This window comes from Nonomuraea sp. K271 (assembly GCF_009908215.1).
Taxonomy (GTDB): domain Bacteria; phylum Actinomycetota; class Actinomycetes; order Streptosporangiales; family Streptosporangiaceae; genus Nonomuraea; species Nonomuraea longispora.
Map to the genome: position 1 here is coordinate 1 of NZ_JAAAHR010000097.1, position 20,532 is coordinate 20,532.

The 20,532-nt window shown below is 69.9% G+C and carries 17 protein-coding genes and 2 pseudogenes; 7 read left to right on the forward strand and 12 right to left on the reverse strand.

What is annotated here, in order from left to right:
• Positions 1-283, forward strand: a pseudogene (locus GUY59_RS49075) (hypothetical protein); the annotation flags it as partial.
• Between the two features lie 141 nt (positions 284-424).
• Here GUY59_RS49075 and GUY59_RS28420 read toward each other — a convergent pair.
• The 5 genes and pseudogenes from GUY59_RS28420 to GUY59_RS28440 all read right to left on the reverse strand — a co-directional run bounded on the left by GUY59_RS28420 (position 425) and on the right by GUY59_RS28440 (position 3,810).
• Entirely contained in the window at positions 425-568 is a 144-nt protein-coding gene (locus tag GUY59_RS28420) for a hypothetical protein (RefSeq protein ID WP_201761446.1), read from the reverse strand.
• 189 nt (positions 569-757) lie between these two features.
• Positions 758-1,183 (reverse strand): annotated as a pseudogene (locus GUY59_RS28425) (Tn3 family transposase); the annotation flags it as partial.
• Positions 1,184-1,766: 583 nt separating this feature from the next.
• A complete protein-coding gene (locus GUY59_RS28430) occupies positions 1,767-2,513 on the reverse strand; it encodes an SDR family NAD(P)-dependent oxidoreductase (protein WP_138202741.1) in 747 nt (248 codons plus the stop codon).
• Complete coding sequence (locus tag GUY59_RS28435) at positions 2,510-3,187, reverse strand: VC0807 family protein (RefSeq protein ID WP_201761447.1); 678 nt, start codon at positions 3,185-3,187, stop codon at positions 2,510-2,512. Before GUY59_RS28435 ends, GUY59_RS28430 begins: the two co-directional genes overlap by 4 nt.
• Entirely contained in the window at positions 3,184-3,810 is a 627-nt protein-coding gene (locus GUY59_RS28440) for a TetR/AcrR family transcriptional regulator (RefSeq protein WP_138202743.1), read from the reverse strand. Before GUY59_RS28440 ends, GUY59_RS28435 begins: the two co-directional genes overlap by 4 nt.
• Positions 3,811-4,089: 279 nt before the next feature.
• Between GUY59_RS28440 and GUY59_RS28445 the strand changes: the two genes are divergently transcribed.
• The gene (locus tag GUY59_RS28445) at positions 4,090-4,527 is read left to right on the forward strand and encodes a Tn3 family transposase (RefSeq protein ID WP_138202745.1); all 438 of its coding nucleotides are present in this window, start codon (positions 4,090-4,092) and stop codon (positions 4,525-4,527) included.
• Between the two features lie 76 nt (positions 4,528-4,603).
• Here the strand turns inward: GUY59_RS28445 and GUY59_RS28450 are convergent, their stop codons facing one another.
• From GUY59_RS28450 to GUY59_RS28460, 3 genes are all read right to left on the reverse strand, one after another.
• Positions 4,604-5,602 (reverse strand): phosphotransferase family protein, encoded by a 999-nt coding sequence (locus GUY59_RS28450; RefSeq protein WP_138202747.1) that lies wholly within the window; start codon positions 5,600-5,602, stop codon positions 4,604-4,606.
• Positions 5,603-5,761: 159 nt separating this feature from the next.
• A complete protein-coding gene (locus GUY59_RS28455; protein WP_138202749.1) occupies positions 5,762-6,793 on the reverse strand; it encodes an aldo/keto reductase in 1,032 nt (343 codons plus the stop codon).
• A gap of 138 nt (positions 6,794-6,931) precedes the next feature.
• A complete protein-coding gene (locus GUY59_RS28460) occupies positions 6,932-8,167 on the reverse strand; it encodes a GNAT family N-acetyltransferase (RefSeq protein ID WP_138202751.1) in 1,236 nt (411 codons plus the stop codon).
• Between the two features lie 70 nt (positions 8,168-8,237).
• Here GUY59_RS28460 and GUY59_RS28465 point away from each other — a divergent pair, with 70 nt between their 5' ends.
• The 3 genes from GUY59_RS28465 to GUY59_RS28475 all read left to right on the forward strand — a co-directional run bounded on the left by GUY59_RS28465 (position 8,238) and on the right by GUY59_RS28475 (position 13,019).
• A complete protein-coding gene (locus tag GUY59_RS28465) occupies positions 8,238-10,994 on the forward strand; it encodes a helix-turn-helix transcriptional regulator (RefSeq protein ID WP_236667595.1) in 2,757 nt (918 codons plus the stop codon).
• Positions 10,995-11,161: 167 nt separating this feature from the next.
• A complete protein-coding gene (locus GUY59_RS47690) occupies positions 11,162-12,235 on the forward strand; it encodes a hypothetical protein (protein WP_201761448.1) in 1,074 nt (357 codons plus the stop codon).
• Between the two features lie 217 nt (positions 12,236-12,452).
• Positions 12,453-13,019, forward strand: coding sequence for a dihydrofolate reductase family protein (locus GUY59_RS28475; RefSeq protein WP_138202755.1), 567 nt, complete (start codon positions 12,453-12,455; stop codon positions 13,017-13,019).
• Positions 13,020-13,084: 65 nt separating this feature from the next.
• Here the strand turns inward: GUY59_RS28475 and GUY59_RS28480 are convergent, their stop codons facing one another.
• Positions 13,085-14,737 (reverse strand): serine hydrolase domain-containing protein, encoded by a 1,653-nt coding sequence (locus GUY59_RS28480; RefSeq protein WP_138202757.1) that lies wholly within the window; start codon positions 14,735-14,737, stop codon positions 13,085-13,087.
• 183 nt (positions 14,738-14,920) lie between these two features.
• On the opposite strand from GUY59_RS28480, the gene GUY59_RS28485 reads away from it, so the two are divergent.
• Complete coding sequence (locus GUY59_RS28485) at positions 14,921-15,859, forward strand: GbsR/MarR family transcriptional regulator (protein WP_138202759.1); 939 nt, start codon at positions 14,921-14,923, stop codon at positions 15,857-15,859.
• Positions 15,860-15,929: 70 nt separating this feature from the next.
• Here the strand turns inward: GUY59_RS28485 and GUY59_RS28490 are convergent, their stop codons facing one another.
• Both GUY59_RS28490 and GUY59_RS28495 read right to left on the reverse strand, forming a co-directional pair.
• Positions 15,930-17,480, reverse strand: coding sequence for an FAD-dependent monooxygenase (locus GUY59_RS28490; RefSeq protein ID WP_138202761.1), 1,551 nt, complete (start codon positions 17,478-17,480; stop codon positions 15,930-15,932).
• 50 nt (positions 17,481-17,530) lie between these two features.
• Positions 17,531-18,553, reverse strand: a complete 1,023-nt coding sequence (locus GUY59_RS28495) for a hypothetical protein (RefSeq protein ID WP_138202763.1) — start codon at positions 18,551-18,553, stop codon at positions 17,531-17,533.
• A gap of 107 nt (positions 18,554-18,660) precedes the next feature.
• Here GUY59_RS28495 and GUY59_RS28500 point away from each other — a divergent pair, with 107 nt between their 5' ends.
• Positions 18,661-19,308 (forward strand): TetR/AcrR family transcriptional regulator, encoded by a 648-nt coding sequence (locus tag GUY59_RS28500; RefSeq protein ID WP_138202789.1) that lies wholly within the window; start codon positions 18,661-18,663, stop codon positions 19,306-19,308.
• Positions 19,309-19,328: 20 nt separating this feature from the next.
• Here GUY59_RS28500 and GUY59_RS28505 read toward each other — a convergent pair whose 3' ends face one another.
• Positions 19,329-20,465, reverse strand: a complete 1,137-nt coding sequence (locus GUY59_RS28505; protein ID WP_138202765.1) for an adenylyl-sulfate kinase — start codon at positions 20,463-20,465, stop codon at positions 19,329-19,331.
• Positions 20,466-20,532: the final 67 nt, after the last annotated feature.

Below are 20,532 nucleotides of genomic sequence, written 5' to 3' on the forward strand. Positions count from 1 at the left end.
GGCATACCCAACCGCCGCCCCGCACCCCGCTACGACGTCAGCAAAACCGTCAAACGCGGCCGCACCCTCGCAGCACTACAACAATCCGGAGGATAAAGAACAAGCTCAGAAGCTCTCCTGCGGCGTGATGGTCTGGGGCAACGGCGGCTCCTGGACGTACGCGATGGGCACCCGAGACGGCAAGCACATGCTCGTCTCCGACATCAACGGCGACTGGGGCAACCCGATCACCATCCTCACCAAGGAAATGAAAGCGGAGATGTGCCCGCCGAGATCACGATGACCGCTCAATAGCACCGGCTCATCCGGCCTCACGAGCACGAGGCCGGATGAGTTCGCGCACCGCACGCGGCCCGGCGGACACCTTCCCGGCCATGCCGAACCTGGAGCGCGCCGGCAGCAGCCAGGCTGTGAGTCCCGGTGGTCAATGGCCAGGAAATTCCAGCGCGGTCTGGGCGCGGCGGGCGGCGTCCTGATTGGGATGCTCCGGCGCGCCGGCGACGAACCGCTGGTTGCCCTCCAGCAGCATCGCCAAGGCATCGGGCGTTAGCGTCAGCATCTCGGGCATGACCGCACGCTGCCGGGACCGCTGAACCGCCTCCGCGCAGACGCCCCGCCAGCGCCTCGGAGATCACGCGGCCAGCTCAACGTCGGTGAAGTCGACCTCTTTCAGCAGGGGGTCGAACGGATCCGGCCGATGGCGCAGCTCGTCGGTGGCGTACGCGCCGAAGCGGCTGATGTGGGCCCGCAGGTAGGGCGCGGCCGCGCTCAGGTGGGCGTCCTTGAGGTGGGCGACGAAACCGGCGGGGGTGTCGGGCAGGCCGACTTTCTCGCAGAAGGCGGCCAGCTTCGGCTGGCACTCTTCCCAGGGCAGCAGATGGGCGCCCCAGTCGGCGTACTCGTTCGAGCCGAGCACGGCCACGTCGCCGGTGCGCAGTTCCTCGGCCAAGTAACAGAACACCATCGCCTCGAAATGCCGGCGCGCCACCATGCCGGGACGGCGCCGGTCGGTCACCGCGCGCCGCCAGTTGCCCGAGGCGAACGCGATGCCCGACTCCGGCTCGTCCTCCTCCACCGCCGGGGGCAGCGGGATGAAGTCGCGGCGCTTGGGTGAGTGCTCACGAGCGTGCGCCAGCGCGGCCAGCACCGAATCGTCGTTGGAGGTGGCCTTCAGCCGCAGCTTGCCCGCCCTGGACATGCGCCAACCGGTCGCCCAGTCCGCCCAGAACCTCCAGCACGCCAGCCATCCCTGCCGGGTCACTACCCCATACCTCATCAGCGTCATGAGGTGTCCAGGACTGCACCAGCACCCTGGCACCTGCGGCCAGCAGTTCCCGTGTCAGGGCGAACCCGATCCCGGCCTGCCGACTCACGCCGGTCACCACCGCAACACGGCCGGCCAGAGGACCTCGCTGCGCATCTGCGCTCTCGTCAACGGTCATCTGGAGATGGTCGCCGGCCCGGGTGAACGCCACCACCCCCTTATCGTCAGACACTCGGATCTCGGTCCGGCAGCACGGCCAACCGTCTGCCTGACATGCCTTACAAGCTTTCATGCGGCTGACCAGCTACTTCGCTCGAGAACACTAGATAACGATGGAGCCGACTGGCCACGTCCGCCTCGGCTACGCCCGCGCCTCCACCGCCCGGCAGTCCCTCGACGCCCAGCTCGACTGCCTCGCCGCGAGTCCACGGGGACAGCGCGCTTGTCCACTCGCTGACCTGCAGTAACGGTAGCTCGAGCGGACATCGGGACACCACCGAATTTATCGCCCGTGCCCGGAGGTTTCGCCTGTTGTGCCGGCGATCGTCACCCGCGGGTACTCGACAGGTGCCGCAGCCTGTCCCGCCTGGGCCACCCAGGCAAGCCCTGTGCGCTTGTCGGCCAGGATCAGTTCCACCGTCTCGGCGATCTGGTCAGGGTCGGCGATCACGAGGCCCGCGTCGACGAGAGACTGGCGGAACGGCGCGATGATCGGGGTGTCCGCCAGGCCAGGGCAGAGCGCGTTCACCCGGATGCCGTCGGCGGACAGCAGCATGGCGGCCGACCGCACGAGTCCGATCAGGGCGTGCTTGGCGGCGGCGTAAAAGATGTCAGGGGAGGAGGCCAGCCCGGCGAGGCTGGAAACCACGACGACGGAGCCGCCTCGCGGGCGGAGCGCGGGGACGCAGGCGTCGAGGCCATAGACGACGCCGTCCAGGTCGATGGCCATGGTTTCGCGGTAGCGCTCCGGGGTGAAGTCGTGGAGGCCACACTGGCCGGGGACGCCGGCATTGAGCACGGCCACATCCAGCCGCCCGTACACGGAGATCGTCTTTGCGACGGCGGCCTGGTTGTCCTCCGGCCTCGTCACGTCCAGAGGGATGAAGAGGCCGCCGACCTCTTCCGCGACGGCTGCCCCCGAGACGGCGTCACGGTCGGCCACGGCCACACTCATGCCGGCACGGGACAGCCGCCGTGCGATGGCCGAGCCGATCCCGCCGCCTGCGCCCGTGATGAGTGCCACGGTCATGACCGCTCCTCCTCGTCGAGCCGGTGGACCTCCACGCCGCCGCGTATGGCGAGGCCATGCTTGCGCAGGTAGCGCGGCCCCCAGAAGCGCTGCAGAGTGATCAGGGCCAGCAGGGTGACCACCAGCAGGACGTCGTCGAGCACGGGGACCAGGTCGATGGGCAGGGTCAGCGCCATGAGCACCCGGATCGCCGTGTCCACCGCGAACGCCACCCCCCAGATGGCCGTGAACACCCTGAGCGTGCGTCGGAACCCGGAGAAGTCCTCCCAGCTCGCCTTCCAGAGCGCCTGCTTCTCCCGGTCCATGAACATCCGGGCCTCGTACAGGAGAGGCTTGGGCCGCAGCAGGCTGAGCAGCAGCCACAGGGCCATCGCGGCGCTGCCCCAGGCATTTCGGACGAGGAGCACGCGGGCGCTGCCCGTCACGAACGACATGGCGATCGTCAGCGACATCGTGCCCAGCACGAACAGGGTGACGCCGCTGACCCGCCGCTCCTTGACGATGCTGTGCACGGCTCGCCCGGCGGGCAGCACGCCGCCCGCCAGCAGGGCCAGCCACTGGTTCACACCGGCGGCCCGGAGCCCGTAGAAGATCGCCAACGGGCCCGCCACCTCGAAGCCGAGCACGCTGTACATGGCCCTGCGGGTGGCCGCAGCGCCGGAGAGGGATGTCATCGCGGCGACTTCCCCGTGGTGGCCGCCAGGAAGGTGGCGACGATCTCGCGGGTGTACGAGTCCATGTCGATCGCGTGGCTCCCGCTCACCCGGGACGCCGCCGCCTCGATCGCGCCGCGGATCAGCACAGCCATGGACCTGGGGTCGAAGTCGCGAAATTCCCCGGTACGCTGCCCATCCCGCAGCAGCTCCGCCAGCCCTTGTACGCCGGGCTCCTGGTGTTCGGCCGTCGTAGAGCGCTCGCCTGAGGGGTTGCGAAGGTGTGAGCCGAGCTCCGTGAGCGCCGCGATCTCCGTGGGGTGATCCCTCAGGAACTCCAGATTCGCCTCCAGGTACGCCTTGAGCCGCCCCGGCGCCGTTTCCTCCGCCTCCATCCTGCCCAGGATGAACGCGGCACCCGACTGGTAGACGTCCTGCACGATGGCCTTGATCAGGTCGTCCTTACCGGCGAAGTGATAGGAGATCAGCCGCGGGCTGCTGAGCCCGGCCCGCTCGGTGATGCGGGCGAACGACGCTTTGTCGTAGCCCAGATCGGCAATGGTGTCGATGGCCGCCTTGATGATCTGTGCGCGGCGGGTGACGTTGATGGCGGAGTCGCGTGACGCCTTCCGTTTTATCTGCATAGATAAAAGATGGTATGCGCAGATAAATACCGATGTCCAATTCTCTGCCGCCGTGGGGGCCTAGCGGCTGACGGAAGGGGGTCCCGGTAGCAATGAAGAATTTTCAACGAAGTGGCGTCTGACCTGCGGTAATGGATGGGGTTGACCTCCTGCGGCGGGTTGATGATCACAGCCGCTACGTTCGTTCGGTTTGCCCGGTACGGCACGTTGCGTTGTTCTACCTGGTCGGTAAGGCGCTCACGCCGCGGATGCGGGACTTGACCCCGGTTACTCTGGTTCGTGACGGACACCCCGACCGAGATCGCCAAGCGCTACCCGCACGCCGGACCACTATTGGGCGCGCGCTGGAATGAGGACCTGGTGGCTGAGTGCTGGCCGGACTTGCTGCGGATGGCCGGGTCGCCGGAGTACGGTCAGGCGACCGCCTCGCTGATTGCCCAGCAGGGCACGATCGCCCGCCCGCATCTGGAGCAGCAGACCGAGCAGGCGTGGCGCCTGACCCTGCTGACCAACTCGGTGGTCGCGTGGACGACCGAATATTATTCTAGAGCGGTGAACAACGAGATCTTGTCGCACATCTCGCCCAGGCACAGCGACAACATCAACTTCTTCGGCGTCATCAACGTCGACGTCGAGGCGCAACTGGCCAAGCTCGACACCAGCGGCTGGCGGCCGCCGCGGCCCGCTCAACTGCGTGAGCTGGGGCTGACACCCTGAGTGACACCTGCCCCGCGACACGCGCCCAGATTCGGGTGCAGGTCACGATGTCCCGTGTAGGGGCGAAGACGACGACCTACCAGACGAGTCCATCTAGATGGTTATGGCCGGAAAGCAGGCGAGCGATGCGGTCCTGCGCCGCTTCGCGTATGTCAGGCTGGGGGTGGTGTGCGTATAGCGCGAGCTCCACGTACATGTCATAGAAGAGCAACCGCTCGCGCAGATGCTCGCGTTCGAACAGCTCCGGATACGCGCCGTGCAGCCATCCGGGGACTTCTGTGAGTGTGGTCTCGTCGAGCCCTCGTTCGTCGGGTGCGGGTGGGTACTCTCGCGCCTTCGCGCACCAGCGCAGGATGGTATCGAGCTCGACATCCGCTGGCTGAGCCACTGCCTCCGCGAAGTCGATGAGACCGGTGACGCGTCCTTGGTCGACCATCACGTTGGATCCATGCAAATCACCATGGACGAGGACGGGTTCGTCGGCGGCGAACAACGCCAGCCGCTCCTGGATCCAATCGGCGACGTCCGCGAGCAGGCGCGAGTCATGACCGGGCAGTCGCCGGGCAGCCTCGACCTGCTGGAGCGCCGCACTCACTACGGGTGGGTGGAACGCAGGCCACGGCTTGCCGGCGAGCGCGTCGGCCAGCCAGGGCGGCAGCAGGTCGGCCGTGACAGGAACGCGGTGAAGTGCGCGCAGCGCCAAGCCGAGGCTTTCGATCATTGCTTGGCGCGTGTGCGAGTCCGCCGCCGGCCATACCTCGTACATGGTTCGGCCGGGCACGCGTTCGGAGACACACCACGGCCCGTCCGGGCCGTCGCCGTGGGCGAGGGTCCGGGCGTGTGGGACCTCGCTGCCGGCGAGCAGCTTGGCGACTGTAGCCTCGTGGCGAAACGAGTCGCGGTACTGTCCGTTGCTCAGTCGTACGACGTATTCGTCGCCGACCCACACGCGGCTAACCCAGCCGGCCTTTGGAAGAAAGCGCCCGGTTGCTGGCAGACCAGCGGCCGCCAGCGTCCTCAGCAGCGCCGGATCGGTAGCCGGCGCGTCGACGAACGGTGTTGATTGGTCGCACACGGACCAAGCTTCGCACGGCGTTGTAGAACTGGCTGTCGGCGCGGGCGATCACAGTCCCGGTGGCGCCCGCGTCCGCCGCGTGGGCGAGGGCGGTGGCGGTGAAGGGCCCGGCGCCGCGGGCGTCGGCGGCCTTGCCGCGGCACAGCCGGAGCGCGCCGATCACGGGGCGGGCCGGCACGCAAGGCGTGGCCCCGGCGGGCCGGACGGCACCACGTCCGTCGAGGCGCGTTCGTCCAGCAGGCCCTCGTCGTGCAGATCCGACCACAACCGCGCCGGTACGTGGGCTGAGAACGCGGCGGCATCGGCCCGCACCTCCTGCGCCGATCGCATGCCGACCACGATGCCCGCGACCGCGGGGTGACGCAGCGGGAAGGCCATGGCGGCCTGGGGGACGGTCACTCCGTGCGCCTCGCAGACATCCGCGATCCGGTTGACCCGTTCCAGCAGCCGCGGACCAGCGAGCGCGTAGTCGAACCGGGCGCCCTCGGCGGGCCGTTCGGTCGCCAGCAGGCCGGAGTTGAAGACGGAGGCGGCCAGGACCGACACTCCCCGTTCGGCGCAGGCCGGCAGCAGTTCGTCCAGAGCGGATTGGTCCAGCAGTGTGTAGCGACCCGACAGCAGGATTACGTCCGCGTCGGTCTCGCGTACCAGGCGGGTCAGCTTGCCGGGGTGGTACATGCCCGCGCCGACGGCGCCGACCACGCCCTCGGAACGCAACTCGGCCAGCGCCGGGTAGCCGTCGCGCAGAGCGGCCTCGAAGTGCTTTTCGGCATCGTGCAGATACAGCACGTCGATCCGGTCGACGCCCATGCGGGTCAGCGAGTCTTCGACGCTGCGCAGGATGCCGTCGCGTGAGAAGTCCCAGACCCGGCGGTGGGTGGCCGGCACGGCGAAGCTCTCGTCCATCCGGCCCTGCGGATCCTGCGGGACCAGCAGCCGGCCGACCTTCGTCGACAGGGTGAACTCCGCCCGCGGCTTGCCGCGCAGCAGCTCACCGATGCGGCGCTCGGAGTGCCCGATGCCGTAGTGGGGTGAGGTGTCGAAGTAGCGGATGCCCGAGTCCCAGGCGGCCGCCAGCGCCCGCGCCGCGGTGTCGTCGTCCAGCGGTTCGAACAGGCCGCCCAGGGGCCCACCCCCGAAGCCCAGTTCGGTGACCTCCGTCGTGGTGCGCCCGAGCTTGTTAGTGCGCATGTGGCATGTCTCCCTTGTGTGCGGTTCCGGCTTCCGGCCGGACATCGTGCTGGTTTCGTGTCAGGACGGCGCACGGTGTGATGCGGACCGATCCGGTGCCTTGTCGGGGTCGTGTCCGGCCTCGGAACGTGACGGTCATCAGAAGGCGGGGAAGGCCGAGCCCGAGGGGTGGAAGGGCTCGCGCTCGCCGCGAAAGGCGAGCGAGGCGGCCGCGACCGCGCCGAGGCGCAGCTCCTCGACCCGGCCAACGGCTGCCAGGGACGACAGGGTGGTGCCGCCCAGGTAGGCCGCGCCCAGTTCAGCTGAGGTCAGCCGCAGGTCGGGCCGGGCCGGCGTACGTTCGCAGGTGACGGACTCCTCGTCGGCACGCAGGTGGTAGCGGCCCGCGTTCCACGGGCAGAACGTGTCCTGGACCTCGAGGACCAGGTCCAGCGAGGTCGAGTACCGGCGTGCCGCCAGCGCCCGCCCCACGTCCACCAGGCGGACCCAGAGGTTGTCGACCACGGTGGTGCGAGCCGCGCGCGGGTCGGCCAGCAGGTGCTTCAGCGGTTCGTCGACGGCGCCGTCGTAGGTGAGACCGGCGTGAGCGTCGAGATCGATGAGGTAGCGCCACAGGGCGGCGTACGACTGCCTGGTGGTGGCCGCGACCTCGATGACCTGCACCAGCTCCTGCTTGGAGCGGTAGAGGGCGTAGCCGGTGATCTCGCCGCCGGGCTCGGTGTGGAAGGCGAAGCGCAGTGCCGTCCCGCCCTCACGCGCACGTTCGCCGTCGGCCAGGCGGGCCGCCCAGAACGTGTCCGTACGGTCGACCCAGCCGACCCCATCACGGCGGGCGGTGTCGTAGACCTTCTCCAGCAGCGGCCGGGCCTCCTGGCGGCCGAGCAGGTGAATCGTTCCGTCGCCGAGGTCGGTGCCCGGCCGCAGAGCCATGAACCTTTTGTCCCCCCGGATCTGGGCCACGTGGCTGGCGACGCCGTACCCGAAGCGGCCGTAGATCGTCGCCTCGGCGGCGTTGAGCGCGGCGATCGGTTCGCCGCCCGATTCGTACAGGTCGGTGAGCTGCTTGCGCATCATCGCGGTGAGGATCCCGCGACGCCGGTGCGTGGGCAGGACGGCGACGAGCGTGATGCCGGCCACGGGAACGGACACGGGCGCCGTCCAGCCGGGGACCGTCATGACGCGGCCGTAGATCGACGCGCCGCCGACGATCGCCTCGCCGTCGTAGGCGGCGATCGTGCGTCCGGGGTCGATGGAGGAGGCGGCGTTCCTGAGGCCGCCCTCGTACCAGTCCTGGCCGTAGGTCGTGGTGACCATGCGAGCCCACGCGTCGAACTCATGGGCACCGATGGTCCGCAGTGGGTGCGTGACTGTCATGCTTCGAGCGTGGCCGGGTGAACAGGTGCCGCACATCAGGTGATCTGTGTATTTATATGCTGGCGCAGTGATGGCGGAACGGGTGGTCAGTCCGGTGTTCGTCGGCCGGAACGAGGAGCTGTCGGAGCTCGCGGCGGCCCTGGACGCCGCTGTCGAGCAGGGTCCGGCAGTGGCGCTGGTGACCGGAGAGGCCGGGATCGGCAAGTCGCGGCTGCTGGCGGAGTTCGCCAGGTCGCTGGATCCGGCCGTGCGGGTGGTCGAGGGCACCTGCACGGAGCTGGGCAGGGACAGCCTGCCGTACGCGCCGTTCGTGACAGTGCTGCGCAGGCTGATCCGGGTCGAAGGGGTGCTGCCAGGGCCCTACCGCCAGCTCGCCCGCTGGTTCCCGGAGCTCGGCGAGGCCGGCGACGCGGAAGGCGGCAAGCACCGGCTGTACGAGGAGGTCCTGACGCTGGTCGAGCGGGTGGCCGCGGACCAGCCGCTGGTCATCGCCATCGAGGACCTGCACTGGGCCGACGCCGCCACCCGCGAACTGCTCGGCTTCCTGGCCAGGAACCTCACCCAGACGGGCGTGCTCCTGGTGATCACCTACCGGTCACAGGAAACCGGCGACGGGCTGCTCGGGCCGCTGCTGTCCGAGCTGTCCCGCCGCCCGCGCACCACCGCGCTACGGCTGGACCGCCTGGACCGGCAGGGCGTGAGCCGCCAGCTGGCCGCGATCCTCGGCGCCGAGCCGGACGCGGCCACCGTACGCCGTGTCCACGAACGCAGCGACGGCAACCCGCTGTTCGTCGAGGCCCTCGCCCGCGCCGGCGAGCGGACTCCGGACAGCCTGCGCAACCTGCTGCTCCACGGTCCACGGTCGCTGCCCGGCCCGGCTCGCGAGCTGCTGCGCATCGCTTCCGTGGCGGGCGGCCGGGTCGGCCACCGGCTGCTGGCGGAGGTGGCCGGGCAGGACGGGGTCGGGCTCGACGCCCTGCTGCGCGAGCTCGTCGACCGCAGCCTGCTCCGCACGGCAGGGGACGGCTACGACTTCCGCCACGCCCTGATCCGGCATGTGGTGTACGAGGAGTTGCTGCCGGGCGAGCGGGCACGCCTGCACGCGCGCTACGCCGAGGCCCTGCGCGATTCCGGCGCCCACGCGGAGCTGACGGCGCACGCTTACGCCGCCGGGAATCGCGGGCTCGCGCTGTCCGCCGCGCACCTGGCCGCGTGCCGGGCGCGCGGCACCCACGCCTACGAGGAGCAGGTCCGCCTGCTGGACCAGGTCCTCGAACTCTGGGACCCGGACGTGAACCTGGAGGTCGACAGGATCGACGTCCTGACCGGCGCGGCCGAGGCCTGCATGCTCAGCGGCGACTACGTCCGCGGCATCGACTACGCCACCGCCGGGCTGGCCGTCGTGGACGAGCGGCGCGAGCCCGAGCGGGCCGCCCAGCTGCTGGAGCACCGGGGCAGGCTGCGGCACCGGCTGGACGCGACCGGCGTCTCCGACTGGGAACGAGCCCTGGAGCTCATGCCCGCCGCCCCCGACAGCGTCCAGCGGGGCCGGCTGCTCGGGGTGCTGGCCATGGGCCTGCTGCCGGAGGTGGACAGGGCTCGCGAGCCGTTCGAGGAGGCGCTCAGGATCGGCCGGCGCACCGGCGATCCCACGGTCACGGTCCGCGGGCTGCTGGGCGTCGGTTCGATGACGCGCGACCTCGGAATGCTGGCGCAAGCCCGTACGCTCGCCGAGCGGCTCGACAGCCATGACCTGCTCATGACCGTCCCCATGTATGAGGCCATGCTGCACGCCAAGGCCGGCGACCAGCGCCGCGCCATCGCCGCGGCCCGCGACGGCATCCGCCACGCCCGCCGGTACGGGCTGGGCCGCAGCCGCGGCGCCGAACTCGCGCGCTACGCCGGGCGCAGCCTGATCCTGGCCGGGGAGTGGGACGAGGCGGCCGCCGTCCTGCGGGAGAGCCTCCAGGAGGATCCGCCACCGCTGTCGCGGCAGGCCCTGCTCGTCCTCGCCGGCTACCTGTCGCTGCTGCGCGGGGATGTGTCCGCGGCGGCCGACGCCGCGGCGGCCGTGGAGCACGACGGCGGAGGCAGCCTGTTCCTCCGCCATCAGCTGCTCTGCCTGCTCGCCGTCGCCCAGGGCGACCCGGAGCGGGCCGACCTGCTCCTGGACCGGGCGCTGGCCGATCCGGCGCTCACCCGGATCTACAGCAGCGACGCCCGGCCGGTTCTGGTTGCCGGCGCGCTGGCGCAGCGGGCACGGCTTGCCCACGGCGCCGGCGAGGGACTGCGGCAGCGGGTCGCGGAACGGCAGGCCGAACTCGCCGCGGCCGATGCGACGCTCGGTGTGGACGGGCGGCTCGACCGGGCCTGGCAGATCATGTTGCACGCGCTGATCGAGGACGACGGCTGGGACGACGCGGCGGAGTCCTGGCGGGAACTGCGGCAGCCGTACGAGCTGGCGTTGAGCCTGTACCACGGCGCTCGGGCCGCGCTGGCGGCGGGCGACCGGCCGGACGGAACGGCCCGCCTCAGGGAAGCCGCGCGGCTGGCCGCGTCCCTGGGCGCCGCGCCGCTCACCCGGGAGATAGCCCTGCTGAGGCGGCCCCGGCCCGCCCAGGACGGGCTCACGGAGCGTGAGCACGACGTGCTCAGGCTGATCGCCGAAGGCCTGAGCAACCGGCAGATCGCCGCCCGGCTGCACATCTCGCCGAGCACGGCGGGCGTGCACGTCTCCCACATCCTGACCAAACTGGGCGCGGCCACCCGCACGGAGGCGACGGCCATCGCCTTCCGCGAAGGGCTGGCGGGCTCCGCCCCGGCCTAGCTTTGCGGCGTGTGGCGTCGGCCACCGAGGCTCGGGGCAGAAGATATGCAGAAGGAGGGACACGAACGCAGCACGGCCCCGGCCCTCCTTTCCAGCATGCATATCGTCGCCTCACTCCCCATCGGTGCGGTCACCGGCGTCGCCCCTGTCACGACCACGCCGCTGTCATGGCAGGACTGCGGGGACGGGCTGCAGCGCGCACAGGTGAGGGTGCCCGCCGATCAGGGCGGAACGTCACGATCGGGCTCGCCAGGCTGCCCGCCCAGGACCAGGCCGGCAAGAAGGGCGTGCTGCTGGTCGACACCGGCGGGCCCGGCGAGCAGATCGCGCTTCTCCGTCACGGCGGCGCGATCGACTACGCTGTCCCCGCGCCGGACGAAGGCACCGTCAAGATTCACGTCGCGAGTCCTCTGCGCACACTCGGGCCTCCCACGCGGGTGCACGCCGTCGTCTACGCCTACGAACACGGCCTGGCCCCGCGCTCAGCCGCCCGCTCCTCACGGAGGTTTCACATGCCCTTGATCCGCCGGAGGGCGAGCCGCCACGGTAGAGGGTGGTGGATCGCCGGCACGCTCACCGCGGTCCTCCTCGCCGTGGCCGTGGTGGTGACCACGATCGCGTTCCCGTCGGTCGCGGCCACCACCTGTCCCGGCTGTTATGGCTTGCAGCGGCTGCGTTCCGGCCTGTACGCCGAACCCGGCCTGGCGCCGGCCCAGCGCCGGCACGTGGCCGAGGTCGTCGAGCAGGCGAACCAGCGGGTGCGTGACTTCTTCGGCGGGCGGGCAAGCGCTCCCGACGTCCTCGTATGCCTGACGGACGACTGCTACCGCAGGATCGGCGGCGGCCGGGAACGCGGCATCGCCGTACTCAACCGGTCGGTGATGTTGTCGCCGCGCGGCGTCGATCCCGTGATCGCCTCGCACGAGCTGACCCATGTGGAGCTTCACGTCCGCCTGGACGGCGCCGAAGTCCCGCAGTGGTTCGACGAAGGGCTGGCCGTCCTGGTCAGCGACGATCCGCGATACCTCGCCCCTGCCGGTGACCGCTGCCTGCTCGACTCCCGCCGCCCCCTGCCGGTGACACTCGGCGACTGGCTGCGCGCGGCATCAGCGGATCACCGTGTGTACGCCGAAGCCGCCTGCCAGGTGAGTCGTTGGGCGGGGACGAACGGTGGGAAACAGGCCGTACTCACCCTTGTCGAACGGCTGTCAGCAGGACATGCCTTTCGGCTGCACCGCTGATCGGGCCGGACGCGCTCATCACGCCGTATGCGGGCGCCGCGTGGTGCGAGCACTCTTTGCAGATCGCCAGAGAAAAGTTGTGGCAGGACGTCGAGAACCCGCGTGCCGTTCCGTCCCCGAGAAGAAGAACCGCTGCAGTTCCTCCGGCGCGTGTCACGAAGGCTCCGTACCGGCGGATCTGCTCAGACCGGCAGACACTCGAAAGGCACCGTCAGTGATGAGGAAGCTCATAGTCCAGCAGTGGGTCACCGTCGACAACATCGCCGCGGAGGAGGACGGCGGCCTCGGCTTCGTGTCAGGGGAGCCCTTTTCCGAGACCACCAACTCCGCGTTCCAGGCGAAGGTGACGGGGTTCGTCGACAGGGTCGACACGCTGATTCTCGGCGCGAACACCTACGCCCAGTCCAAGGACTACTGGCCGTACGCCGACGAGCAGGGCGAGTACGGCGAGAAGCTCAACAACCTCACCAAGTTCGTCGCCTCGTCGAAGCTGGACGACGCTCCCTGGGGAGATTTTCCCGCCGCGACGGTGACGCGCGATGCGGCCGTCACCATTCGTGAGCTCAAGAAGCAGGACGGCAAGGACATCTGGATGTGGGGGAGCTTGACCCTCATGCGCTCCCTGCTGGACGCCGGCGTCGTCGACGAGATCACCCTGCTCGTCTGTCCAGTGTCACGCGGCAAGGGAACCCGCGTCTTCGGGGACCGGCAGGACCTGAAGCTGATCGAGGGCACCTCGTTCGGGAACGGCATGGTGATTCTGCGCTACGAGATCCATAAATAGACGAACACCCACGCCCGGCCGGGACGAGCTGGGTGATGGCGCAGCACCCTGTGCGGCGAGCCGGGCTACGTCGGGAGGCCGACGGCGTTGGACGCGTCGGCCTCGAAGTACTCCGTCGTGGCGAACCCGGCGGTGTGGTCCTCGAAGAAGCTCCTGACGCCGTCGATCGAGTCATGGACGATGACGTTCACCGCCTTCGACCCGTCGGCGCTCGCCACCGCCAGCGTCCACCTGGCACCCTGGGGAAGCCGGCCGAACGCCTGCTTGAGGCGATTCCAGAAGCCGTCGCGGTCGGAAATCGTGGAAACCGCCATGACGTGCACCGTGGCACCCTCCTCGTCCACTCTCGGATGCACCCGGCCATTGATGTGAAGATAGTGCGCTGCGCCGTTCTCGAAGTCGTAGATGGCGACGGTCTGCGGGTCCTCGACCGGGTCGTCCGACGGCATCAGGAAGTGGGTCTCGCTGATCGGAGACAGCTCATGGTCGAGTTGTTCCGGTTTGTCGAGGAGTTGCGCCTCCATCGGATTCAGGGTGAATCTGAGGTGGAGTTCTCCGTGTTCGGCCGCCACTTCGTAGCGGATGCCGGGGCGCCCGTACGAGCCCTCATACCTGGACGGATCGAGGGCGAGGGCCGGATCGGGCTCCGGCAGGGCGGGGATCGTGGTCGTGCCGAGGTCGGCCAGGATGGTGTTGAACACCTTGCGGTAGAAGCTGTCGCGCGGCCCGGCGTTCGTGAGCATCGAGACGGCGATGTTCGATTCCGGCAGGATGCGCAGGCGGGCGCTCTGGCTGACGGCGCTGCCGTCGTGGGCGTAGACGGTTTCGCCGTGCCAGTCGCACACGATGAGGCCGAGAGCCCATTCCGGCCCGAACATGTACGGGTCAGGTATGGGCACCCGCGACTCCGTCATCTCGCGGATGATGCCGGGGGAGACGATTCTGGTCCCGTTCGGCGCCTTTCCTTCGTTGAGGAAGACGTACGCCATCGTGAGCAGATCTCGGGCCGTGGTGTTGATGTTGCCTCCGGGGCCGAAGGCGCGCGGCAGGTGGCCCAGCGGTGAGGGGATGGGGCCCTCTTCGAGCGAGCGGATCAGGTATCCGGTCGCGGCCTGATCGTGGTCCGCGTACTCACGCCGGGTGGTCGTCGAAATCAGCCCCAAGGGGTCGAACAGGCGGTCCTTCATGATGTCGTCCCACCGCTCGCCGTCGGTCACCTCCATGATGCGGGCGAGGATCGCGTAGCCCAGGGCCGCGCTGTAGCCGTGCGTGTGGCCCAGGGGGTGGACCTGGCACGCGCCGGCGACGTTCTCCACCATGCGTTGGTAGACGTCGTCGTCCTCGCCCGGTTCTCCGTAGCTCTCCTCGATGCCGCTGGTGTGGTTGAGGAGATGGCGGGGCGTTACCTTGGCGCTGACGTCGGGGTCGGCGACCCGGAACTCTGGCAGGTACGTCCGTACGGGCTCGTCCATGGCGACTTTCCCCTCGTCGACGAGTTGCATGAAGGCGAGGGCGGTCCAGGTCTTGGATACGGAGCCGCACTGGTAGACGGTGCCGGTCGTCGCGGGCTCCCGTGTGGAGATGTCCTTGACGCCCACGGCGAAGTCGGTGATCTCCCCGTCGATGAGGACGCCGATCGCCGCACTCGGGATGCGGTATGCCGCGAGCAGTTCCGAGACGCGAGTTCGTATCCGCGTCACATCCAACACTCGTGCCATAGGGGATCCCCGCTCCTTTCGAATTGCGGAAAGGCTACGTTGCATTTCATGAATGGTCAACGAGAATCGGGGGCCTACCCTGGCAATCGTTGCAACAGCATTGGCGATTAATGCAAATGCACCGAGCGATCGTTGCAATGTAATGTTGGTGAACGCACTCGGTGACGACAGGAAGGCGAGCCCATGCCCGGAGACAGGCTGACCCACGACGATCGCCGGCGGATCGCGATCTGGCTGGTCGAAGGGCTGGGGTACGCCGAGATCGCCAGGCGGCTGGGCAGACCCACCTCCACGATCAGCCGCGAAGTGGCCCGCAACAGCGCACCCGGGGGATACCTGGCCGATCGCGCCCAGCGGGCCGCCGGGCAGCGCGCCCGCCGCCGCAGACCGGTTCAGGTCACGCAGCCGCCTGAGGACGGGTGGCCGGCCGGGCCCGTGCGCGCCTTCGTGGAGCGGTTCGCGACGCTGCTGGCCGGGACCGGCCTTCCCCGGATGCCCGCCCGCGTGTTCGTTTGCCTGCTCACCTCCGACTCCGGGAGCCTGACGTCCGCCGACCTCGTACGCCGGCTACAGGTCAGCCCGGCGTCGGTCTCCAAGGCCATCGGCTACCTGGAGGCGATGGAACTGGTCAGCCGCACACAGGACTCCGGTCGCCGCGAACGGTACGTCGTCGACGACGACATCTGGCTCCGGGCGTTCAAAGCCGACACCGGGAGCCACGCCGAGGTCGCGGCGGCCGCGCGGCACGGGGTCGAGATCTTCGGCGCCGGCACGCCCTCCGGCGCCCGGCTGGGCCAGATGGCAGAGTTCTTCGCCTGGATCAGCGAGCAGATGAACGACAGCGGCCTCACCGACGCCGCCGTCCGCGACGCGCTGACGGTGCTGGCCGCGCTGGTGCACGCCGCGCGGCCCCTCACGGCGGACGAACTCGCTGCGGCACTCGACTGGCCCGTCCAGCGAACGGCCGGCGCCCTCCACACGATCAGCCGTCGACCCGCCCTCTCCGACCCGCTCACCGTGGAGCAGGTCGGGCGCGACGCCTACGCCGCCGCCCCGAGGCCGGACCGCCTGAGTCCCGCACAACGCGTCGCGCTGCTGGTCAGTCCGGGCTCGCGAATGTGACGAAGTCGTACGGGTGAAGAGGCTCCTGACGTGCTGGTTCCCGTCGGAGCGCCTTGCACGGCGGCGGCCGCTACGGCGATGGCGCGAACCATCGCCGCAAGGCCGCCCGGAGGATTTCGATCTCCACGGGAGCCGGCCGGGGCGACGCGGATGCCCAGGCCACATAGCAGTCCGGTCGAAGGAGCAGGGCGGTGGGCGCCGGGCTCTGGGAGCGCGCCGTGACGATCTCGACCTGGTCGTCCCGAAGCGCGAGCGTCTTCCCCAGTGATGCGTCCTCGGTCAGGTCGAGCAGCAGCGGGCGTGCGGTTCTGGTCAGCTCGGCGAGCCGTACCGGCCCGTCGGGGGTGTGCAGGTCCAGGTCCGGGGCGAACCGGCCGGTGAGCGGGTGCGCGTCGCCTGCGCCCATGTCATAGTGGACGTCGGCGCCCGCCGTGAGTCCGGCCAGGCGCCGTACGGTGTCCGGGTCGCGCAGCAGTTCGCCGAACACCTCGCGCAGTCCGGTGACGTCGCTGCCGGGCGCGATCAGGGCCGCCTGCGCCTGCGCGTTCAGCACCATGCGCCGGGCGGCCGCTCGGCGCTCTGTCTCGTAACTGTTCAACAATCCGTACGGGGCGCTTCCCCGGATCTCGGCGGCGAGTTTCCAGCCGAGGTTGACGGCGTCCTGCAGGCCGAGGTTGAGCCCTGGACCGCCTCCCGTGGCGGCGTACACGTGGGCGGCGTCGCCGACCAGGAACACCCGGCCGTCGGCGAACCGTTCCGCGACCCGGGTGTTACCGCCGCTCAACCGGCGCAGCGCGTGCGGTCCCTGGCCGTCGGGCGGGCCGAGCGGCATGTCGACGCCGAGCACTCGGCGGATGCTCGCCCGAAGCTCCTCAAGGCTCATCGGAGCGTCGGGCGTGGGCTGGTCCCACTCCGTCGTGCTGAGCAGCGGCGGGTGGCCGGGCATCGGCGCGTAGGAGAACCCTCCGCGCTCGGTGCGGTGGGGCAGGAACGGTGGAACAGCGCCGTAGCCGGGCACGTCCAGCGCGCCGGTCACAGGATCGACCCAGCCCGCCGGGACGGTCGCATGCGCTGAGCGCACGGTCATCCGGTCGTAGGTGACACCGGGGAAGGCGATGCCGGAGAGTTTTCGCGTGGTGCTGTGCGCTCCGTCCGCGCCGGCGAGGTACCGGGCGCGCATGCGGTACGCCCCGCCCGGACTCGCGACGTCGATGGTGACCGCGTCGTCGTCCTGTGACAGGCCGACGACCTCGTGACCCCGCCGGATCTCCACGCCCAGTTCGACGGCGCGCTCCTGCAGGACCTGCTCGATGCGCCGCTGCGGCACCGGCAGGGCGTAGACAGGGCTGTCCTCCAGCAGGCTCAGGTCCAGGCCCATCGCGCCGAACATGAAGTACGCGGAGTTCGGCTGCGGCGGTTCCGGGCTACCGCTGAGGGGTTCGCACAACCCCCGGCGGTCGAGTATCTTCACGACCTGGCCGAGCAGTCCGTTCGCCTTCGGTTCCTCGCTCGGCTCCGGCAACCGCTCCAGCACGACCGGCCGGACGCCCGCCAGGCTCAGCTCGCAGGCCAGCATCAGCCCGTTCGGACCGCCGCCGGCGATGACGACATCTTTGATCATGTGTACTCCTTGTTCGCCCGCACAAGGGGCAGGACGGATGAAGCGCCCGGTCAGCCGCGGTAGTGCTCGGCGAGGGCGGCGAAGGCGGCCTTGGGTTCCCAGGGCATGCCGGGGTAGGTGTCCCCGCGGCGGTCGTCCAGGACCTTGACGATGCCGGGGCTGGCCAGGTCGAGGTCGTCGCGGGGATCGCCGTCGGGGCGGTGCGGGAAGTTGTCGATGGCGAAGAGGAAGACGAAGGCGCTGTCGACCCCTGCGTCCTCGTAGATCTCCAGCAGCTCCCGCAGGTACGTCGCCTGGCCGGCCTCGTCGCGGACGCACTCTCTGTTCAGCCGGACCGGCGCGCCGGTGTCATCGTCGAATTCGAGAACCTCCAGAACGCGGCCGCCCCTGTCGCCCGCCCCGCGGTAGGCGGCGGTGCCGAACTCGGTGATCGCGACCGGCTTTCCCTGCGCCACGAGGGTGCGCACGCCCTCGGCGAACCGGTCGGCGACCTCGGCCGACCGGTAAAGATCCACGCCCACGAGGTCGAAGGGGACCCAGTCGATCCGCTCGAGCGGTATGGCGGCGTACGTGATGCGGCCGCCGAATCGCTCGCGAACGAGCGCGACGGCGCGGGCGAGGAAGTCGTTGACCCGTGTGCTGAGTTCGGCAACCCGCTCGGCCAGGCGATCTCGTTGAGTCAGCAGTCCGAGCCTGTCCTCCTGGGTGTCGCCTGGCAGGAATCCCTTGTTCATCAGGCTCAGCTCGGCGCCGGTGACGAACACGACCTCGGCGCCGCGCCGCCGGATCCGCTCCGCCCGCTCAGCGCAGTCGGCGAACAGCGACAGCGTCTCCTCGGCGGTCAGCTCCAGGGGGTATGGCGAGAACCAGGCCTCCAGGCCGAGGTCGGCGGCGTACGTCGTGGCCAGTTCCAGCCGCTCGGGATCACCACCGATGACGCGGACCGCGGTGCAGTGGAGGTCGTCCCGGATGATCTCCAGCTCACGCCTGACCACGTCCGGGTCGAAGCGTTCACGGGAGAACCCGCCATTGCGGACCAAACCGGTGTCGTAGGTGATGCCCTTGGCCCTCATCGCGATGATCCTTTCCTGAGGGATGAGGACGCTCAGGCTAGACAAGAAAAGTGCGTGTACGCAAGTTTGCGTACACGCATCAAAGCTGGGATGCTGGGGCGGTGACGATGAGACGGACGGGGCTGCGCGAGCAGAAGAAGCAGGCCACCCGTGACGCCTTGCGGGCGGCGGCCCTGCGGCTGGCACTTGAGCGTGGGCCCGACAACGTGCGCGTCGACGACATCGCCGAAGCCGCCGGCGTCTCACCGAGGACGTACAACAACTACTTCCCCAGCCGCGAACACGCGATCGTCGCCGCAGTCGCCGCCGAGCGGGAGGTGCGAGTCGCGGCGGCGGTGGCCGACCGGCCCTCCGGCGTCGGCCTCGCCGACGCCGTCATCGAGGCGATCGTGGATCAGTACACCGCCCCGGACGATTCCGGCCGGGACGCTCTGCTGCTGATCACCACGCACCCCGCGTTGCGGGACGCATTCGTCGATACCACGACCGCGATCGAACATCCCCTCACCGACGCGATCGCCGAACGGCTCGGCGATGACGACCAGCACACAGCACGGGTGCTCGCGGCGAGCGTGGCCGCCGCGGTGCGCGTGGCGATCGAGCAGTGGCTGCAGACAGCGGCCTCGTCCATGACGAACAGCGGGCTCGTCGTGCCGTCCGGCTCGCTGGCGGACCTCCTTCGCACCACGCTCGCACCCCTCACCCCCGCACTCGACGCCGCCGAGCAACGAGCGCTCCGCCGCCCCCACGAATGACCGCCCGTGCTGCGAGAACGTCAGGTGAGACGGGGCCAGCCACCACTGCGGGCCAGTACGTCCGCCGCCACCTCCTGCACCGAGCGGCCGTCGGTGTCGATGCGCAGATGGCCGACCTGCGCGCGGTCGAGCGCCTCGGCCTCGCGCGCCGCGCGTCCGGCGGCGCGGCTCAGGGCGTCGGCGTCCAGCCCTCTCAGCTCGTCACCCGGGATGGCAGGACCTCCTCCCCGGCCGCGCTGCGCGACCCTCTCGGCCAGCGTTTCGGGGTCGGCGTGCAGGCGGCACACGGTGATCTCCGCTCCGGGGAGCCGGTCGGCGTAGTCGCGGACGGTGTCGTCGGCCTCGCCGGAGACCACCAGGCACCGGGCGCCCATCGCGCGATGGCCGCTCCAGACGGCGGCGAGGTTGCGCGCCTTGAGAGCACGGTGGTCCGCGCCGGGGCCCAGCGCGCTGATCTGCTTCACGTCGACGTAGGCGGCGCGTACGCCGCTCCGGTGGATCTGCGTGAAAAGTTCGTAGCCGGCCGTCGACTTCCCCACCGCCGTGGCGCCGCAGACCCACAGCACAGGAAACGGCGCGTCGTCGGCCGGCGGACGGCTGCGCCGGCCGGCGGCGTCCCCGAGTGTCGCGGCGGGAAGGTCGCCAGGCCATCCGCCGGCCCGCTCGCGGACCAGCCTGGCCGCCTCGGGCACCGTCAATCCGCCGGTCGGCACGCACAGGTCGGCGTAGTCGCTGTGATCCAGGCCCCGCGCCTCGGCTACCGCGGGCTCCACCAGCTCCGGACGCCATCCACGTGCGAGGAACCGTTCTTTGAGCTCGGCGCTCCCGACGCGCAGCCGGCACACCGTGAAGCGGAGGCCGGGCAGCAGGGTCGTGTACTCGCGCACCTCCTCGGGGGTGTGGACGAAGCCGGCGAGGACGAGGCATCGCCCCCCTTCCTGCTGGAAGTTCCGCCACATCGCAGCGAGGTTGCGGGCGCGAAGGCGATGCGTCATGCCCTCGGGCATGGGATGGCACAGGCTGATCTGGTCGGCGTCGACGAACGCCGTCTTGACGCCGTTCCGGCTCAGCAGCGCGAACACCTCCCAGCCGACCGTGGACTTCCCGACCCCCGACGGCCCTGACAACCACAGCAGAGGCGCACGTACGTCTCCCATTCGCGCGACCCTAACCGGCACCTGGCGGGGCGAGCGAACGGATTTCCCCCAGCGATATCGGGTGGTT

Bases quoted from the DNA above. Each gene is read 5' to 3' on its own strand.
- GUY59_RS28475 (WP_138202755.1), top strand. From the start codon at position 12,453: ATGAGGAAGCTCATAGTCCAGCAGTGGGTCACCGTCGACAACATCGCC.
- GUY59_RS28495 (WP_138202763.1), bottom strand. From the start codon at position 18,553: ATGAGGGCCAAGGGCATCACCTACGACACCGGTTTGGTCCGCAATGGC.
- GUY59_RS28440 (WP_138202743.1), bottom strand. From the start codon at position 3,810: ATGCAGATAAAACGGAAGGCGTCACGCGACTCCGCCATCAACGTCACC.
- GUY59_RS28490 (WP_138202761.1), bottom strand. From the start codon at position 17,480: ATGATCAAAGATGTCGTCATCGCCGGCGGCGGTCCGAACGGGCTGATG.
- GUY59_RS28430 (WP_138202741.1), bottom strand. From the start codon at position 2,513: ATGACCGTGGCACTCATCACGGGCGCAGGCGGCGGGATCGGCTCGGCC.
- GUY59_RS28455 (WP_138202749.1), bottom strand. From the start codon at position 6,793: ATGCGCACTAACAAGCTCGGGCGCACCACGACGGAGGTCACCGAACTG.
- GUY59_RS28485 (WP_138202759.1), top strand. From the start codon at position 14,921: ATGCCCGGAGACAGGCTGACCCACGACGATCGCCGGCGGATCGCGATC.
- GUY59_RS28505 (WP_138202765.1), bottom strand. From the start codon at position 20,465: ATGGGAGACGTACGTGCGCCTCTGCTGTGGTTGTCAGGGCCGTCGGGG.
- GUY59_RS47690 (WP_201761448.1), top strand. From the start codon at position 11,162: ATGGCAGGACTGCGGGGACGGGCTGCAGCGCGCACAGGTGAGGGTGCC.
- GUY59_RS28500 (WP_138202789.1), top strand. From the start codon at position 18,661: ATGAGACGGACGGGGCTGCGCGAGCAGAAGAAGCAGGCCACCCGTGAC.
- GUY59_RS28435 (WP_201761447.1), bottom strand. From the start codon at position 3,187: ATGACATCCCTCTCCGGCGCTGCGGCCACCCGCAGGGCCATGTACAGC.
- GUY59_RS28460 (WP_138202751.1), bottom strand. From the start codon at position 8,167: ATGACAGTCACGCACCCACTGCGGACCATCGGTGCCCATGAGTTCGAC.
- GUY59_RS28480 (WP_138202757.1), bottom strand. From the start codon at position 14,737: ATGGCACGAGTGTTGGATGTGACGCGGATACGAACTCGCGTCTCGGAA.
- GUY59_RS28465 (WP_236667595.1), top strand. From the start codon at position 8,238: ATGGCGGAACGGGTGGTCAGTCCGGTGTTCGTCGGCCGGAACGAGGAG.
- GUY59_RS28420 (WP_201761446.1), bottom strand. From the start codon at position 568: ATGCCCGAGATGCTGACGCTAACGCCCGATGCCTTGGCGATGCTGCTG.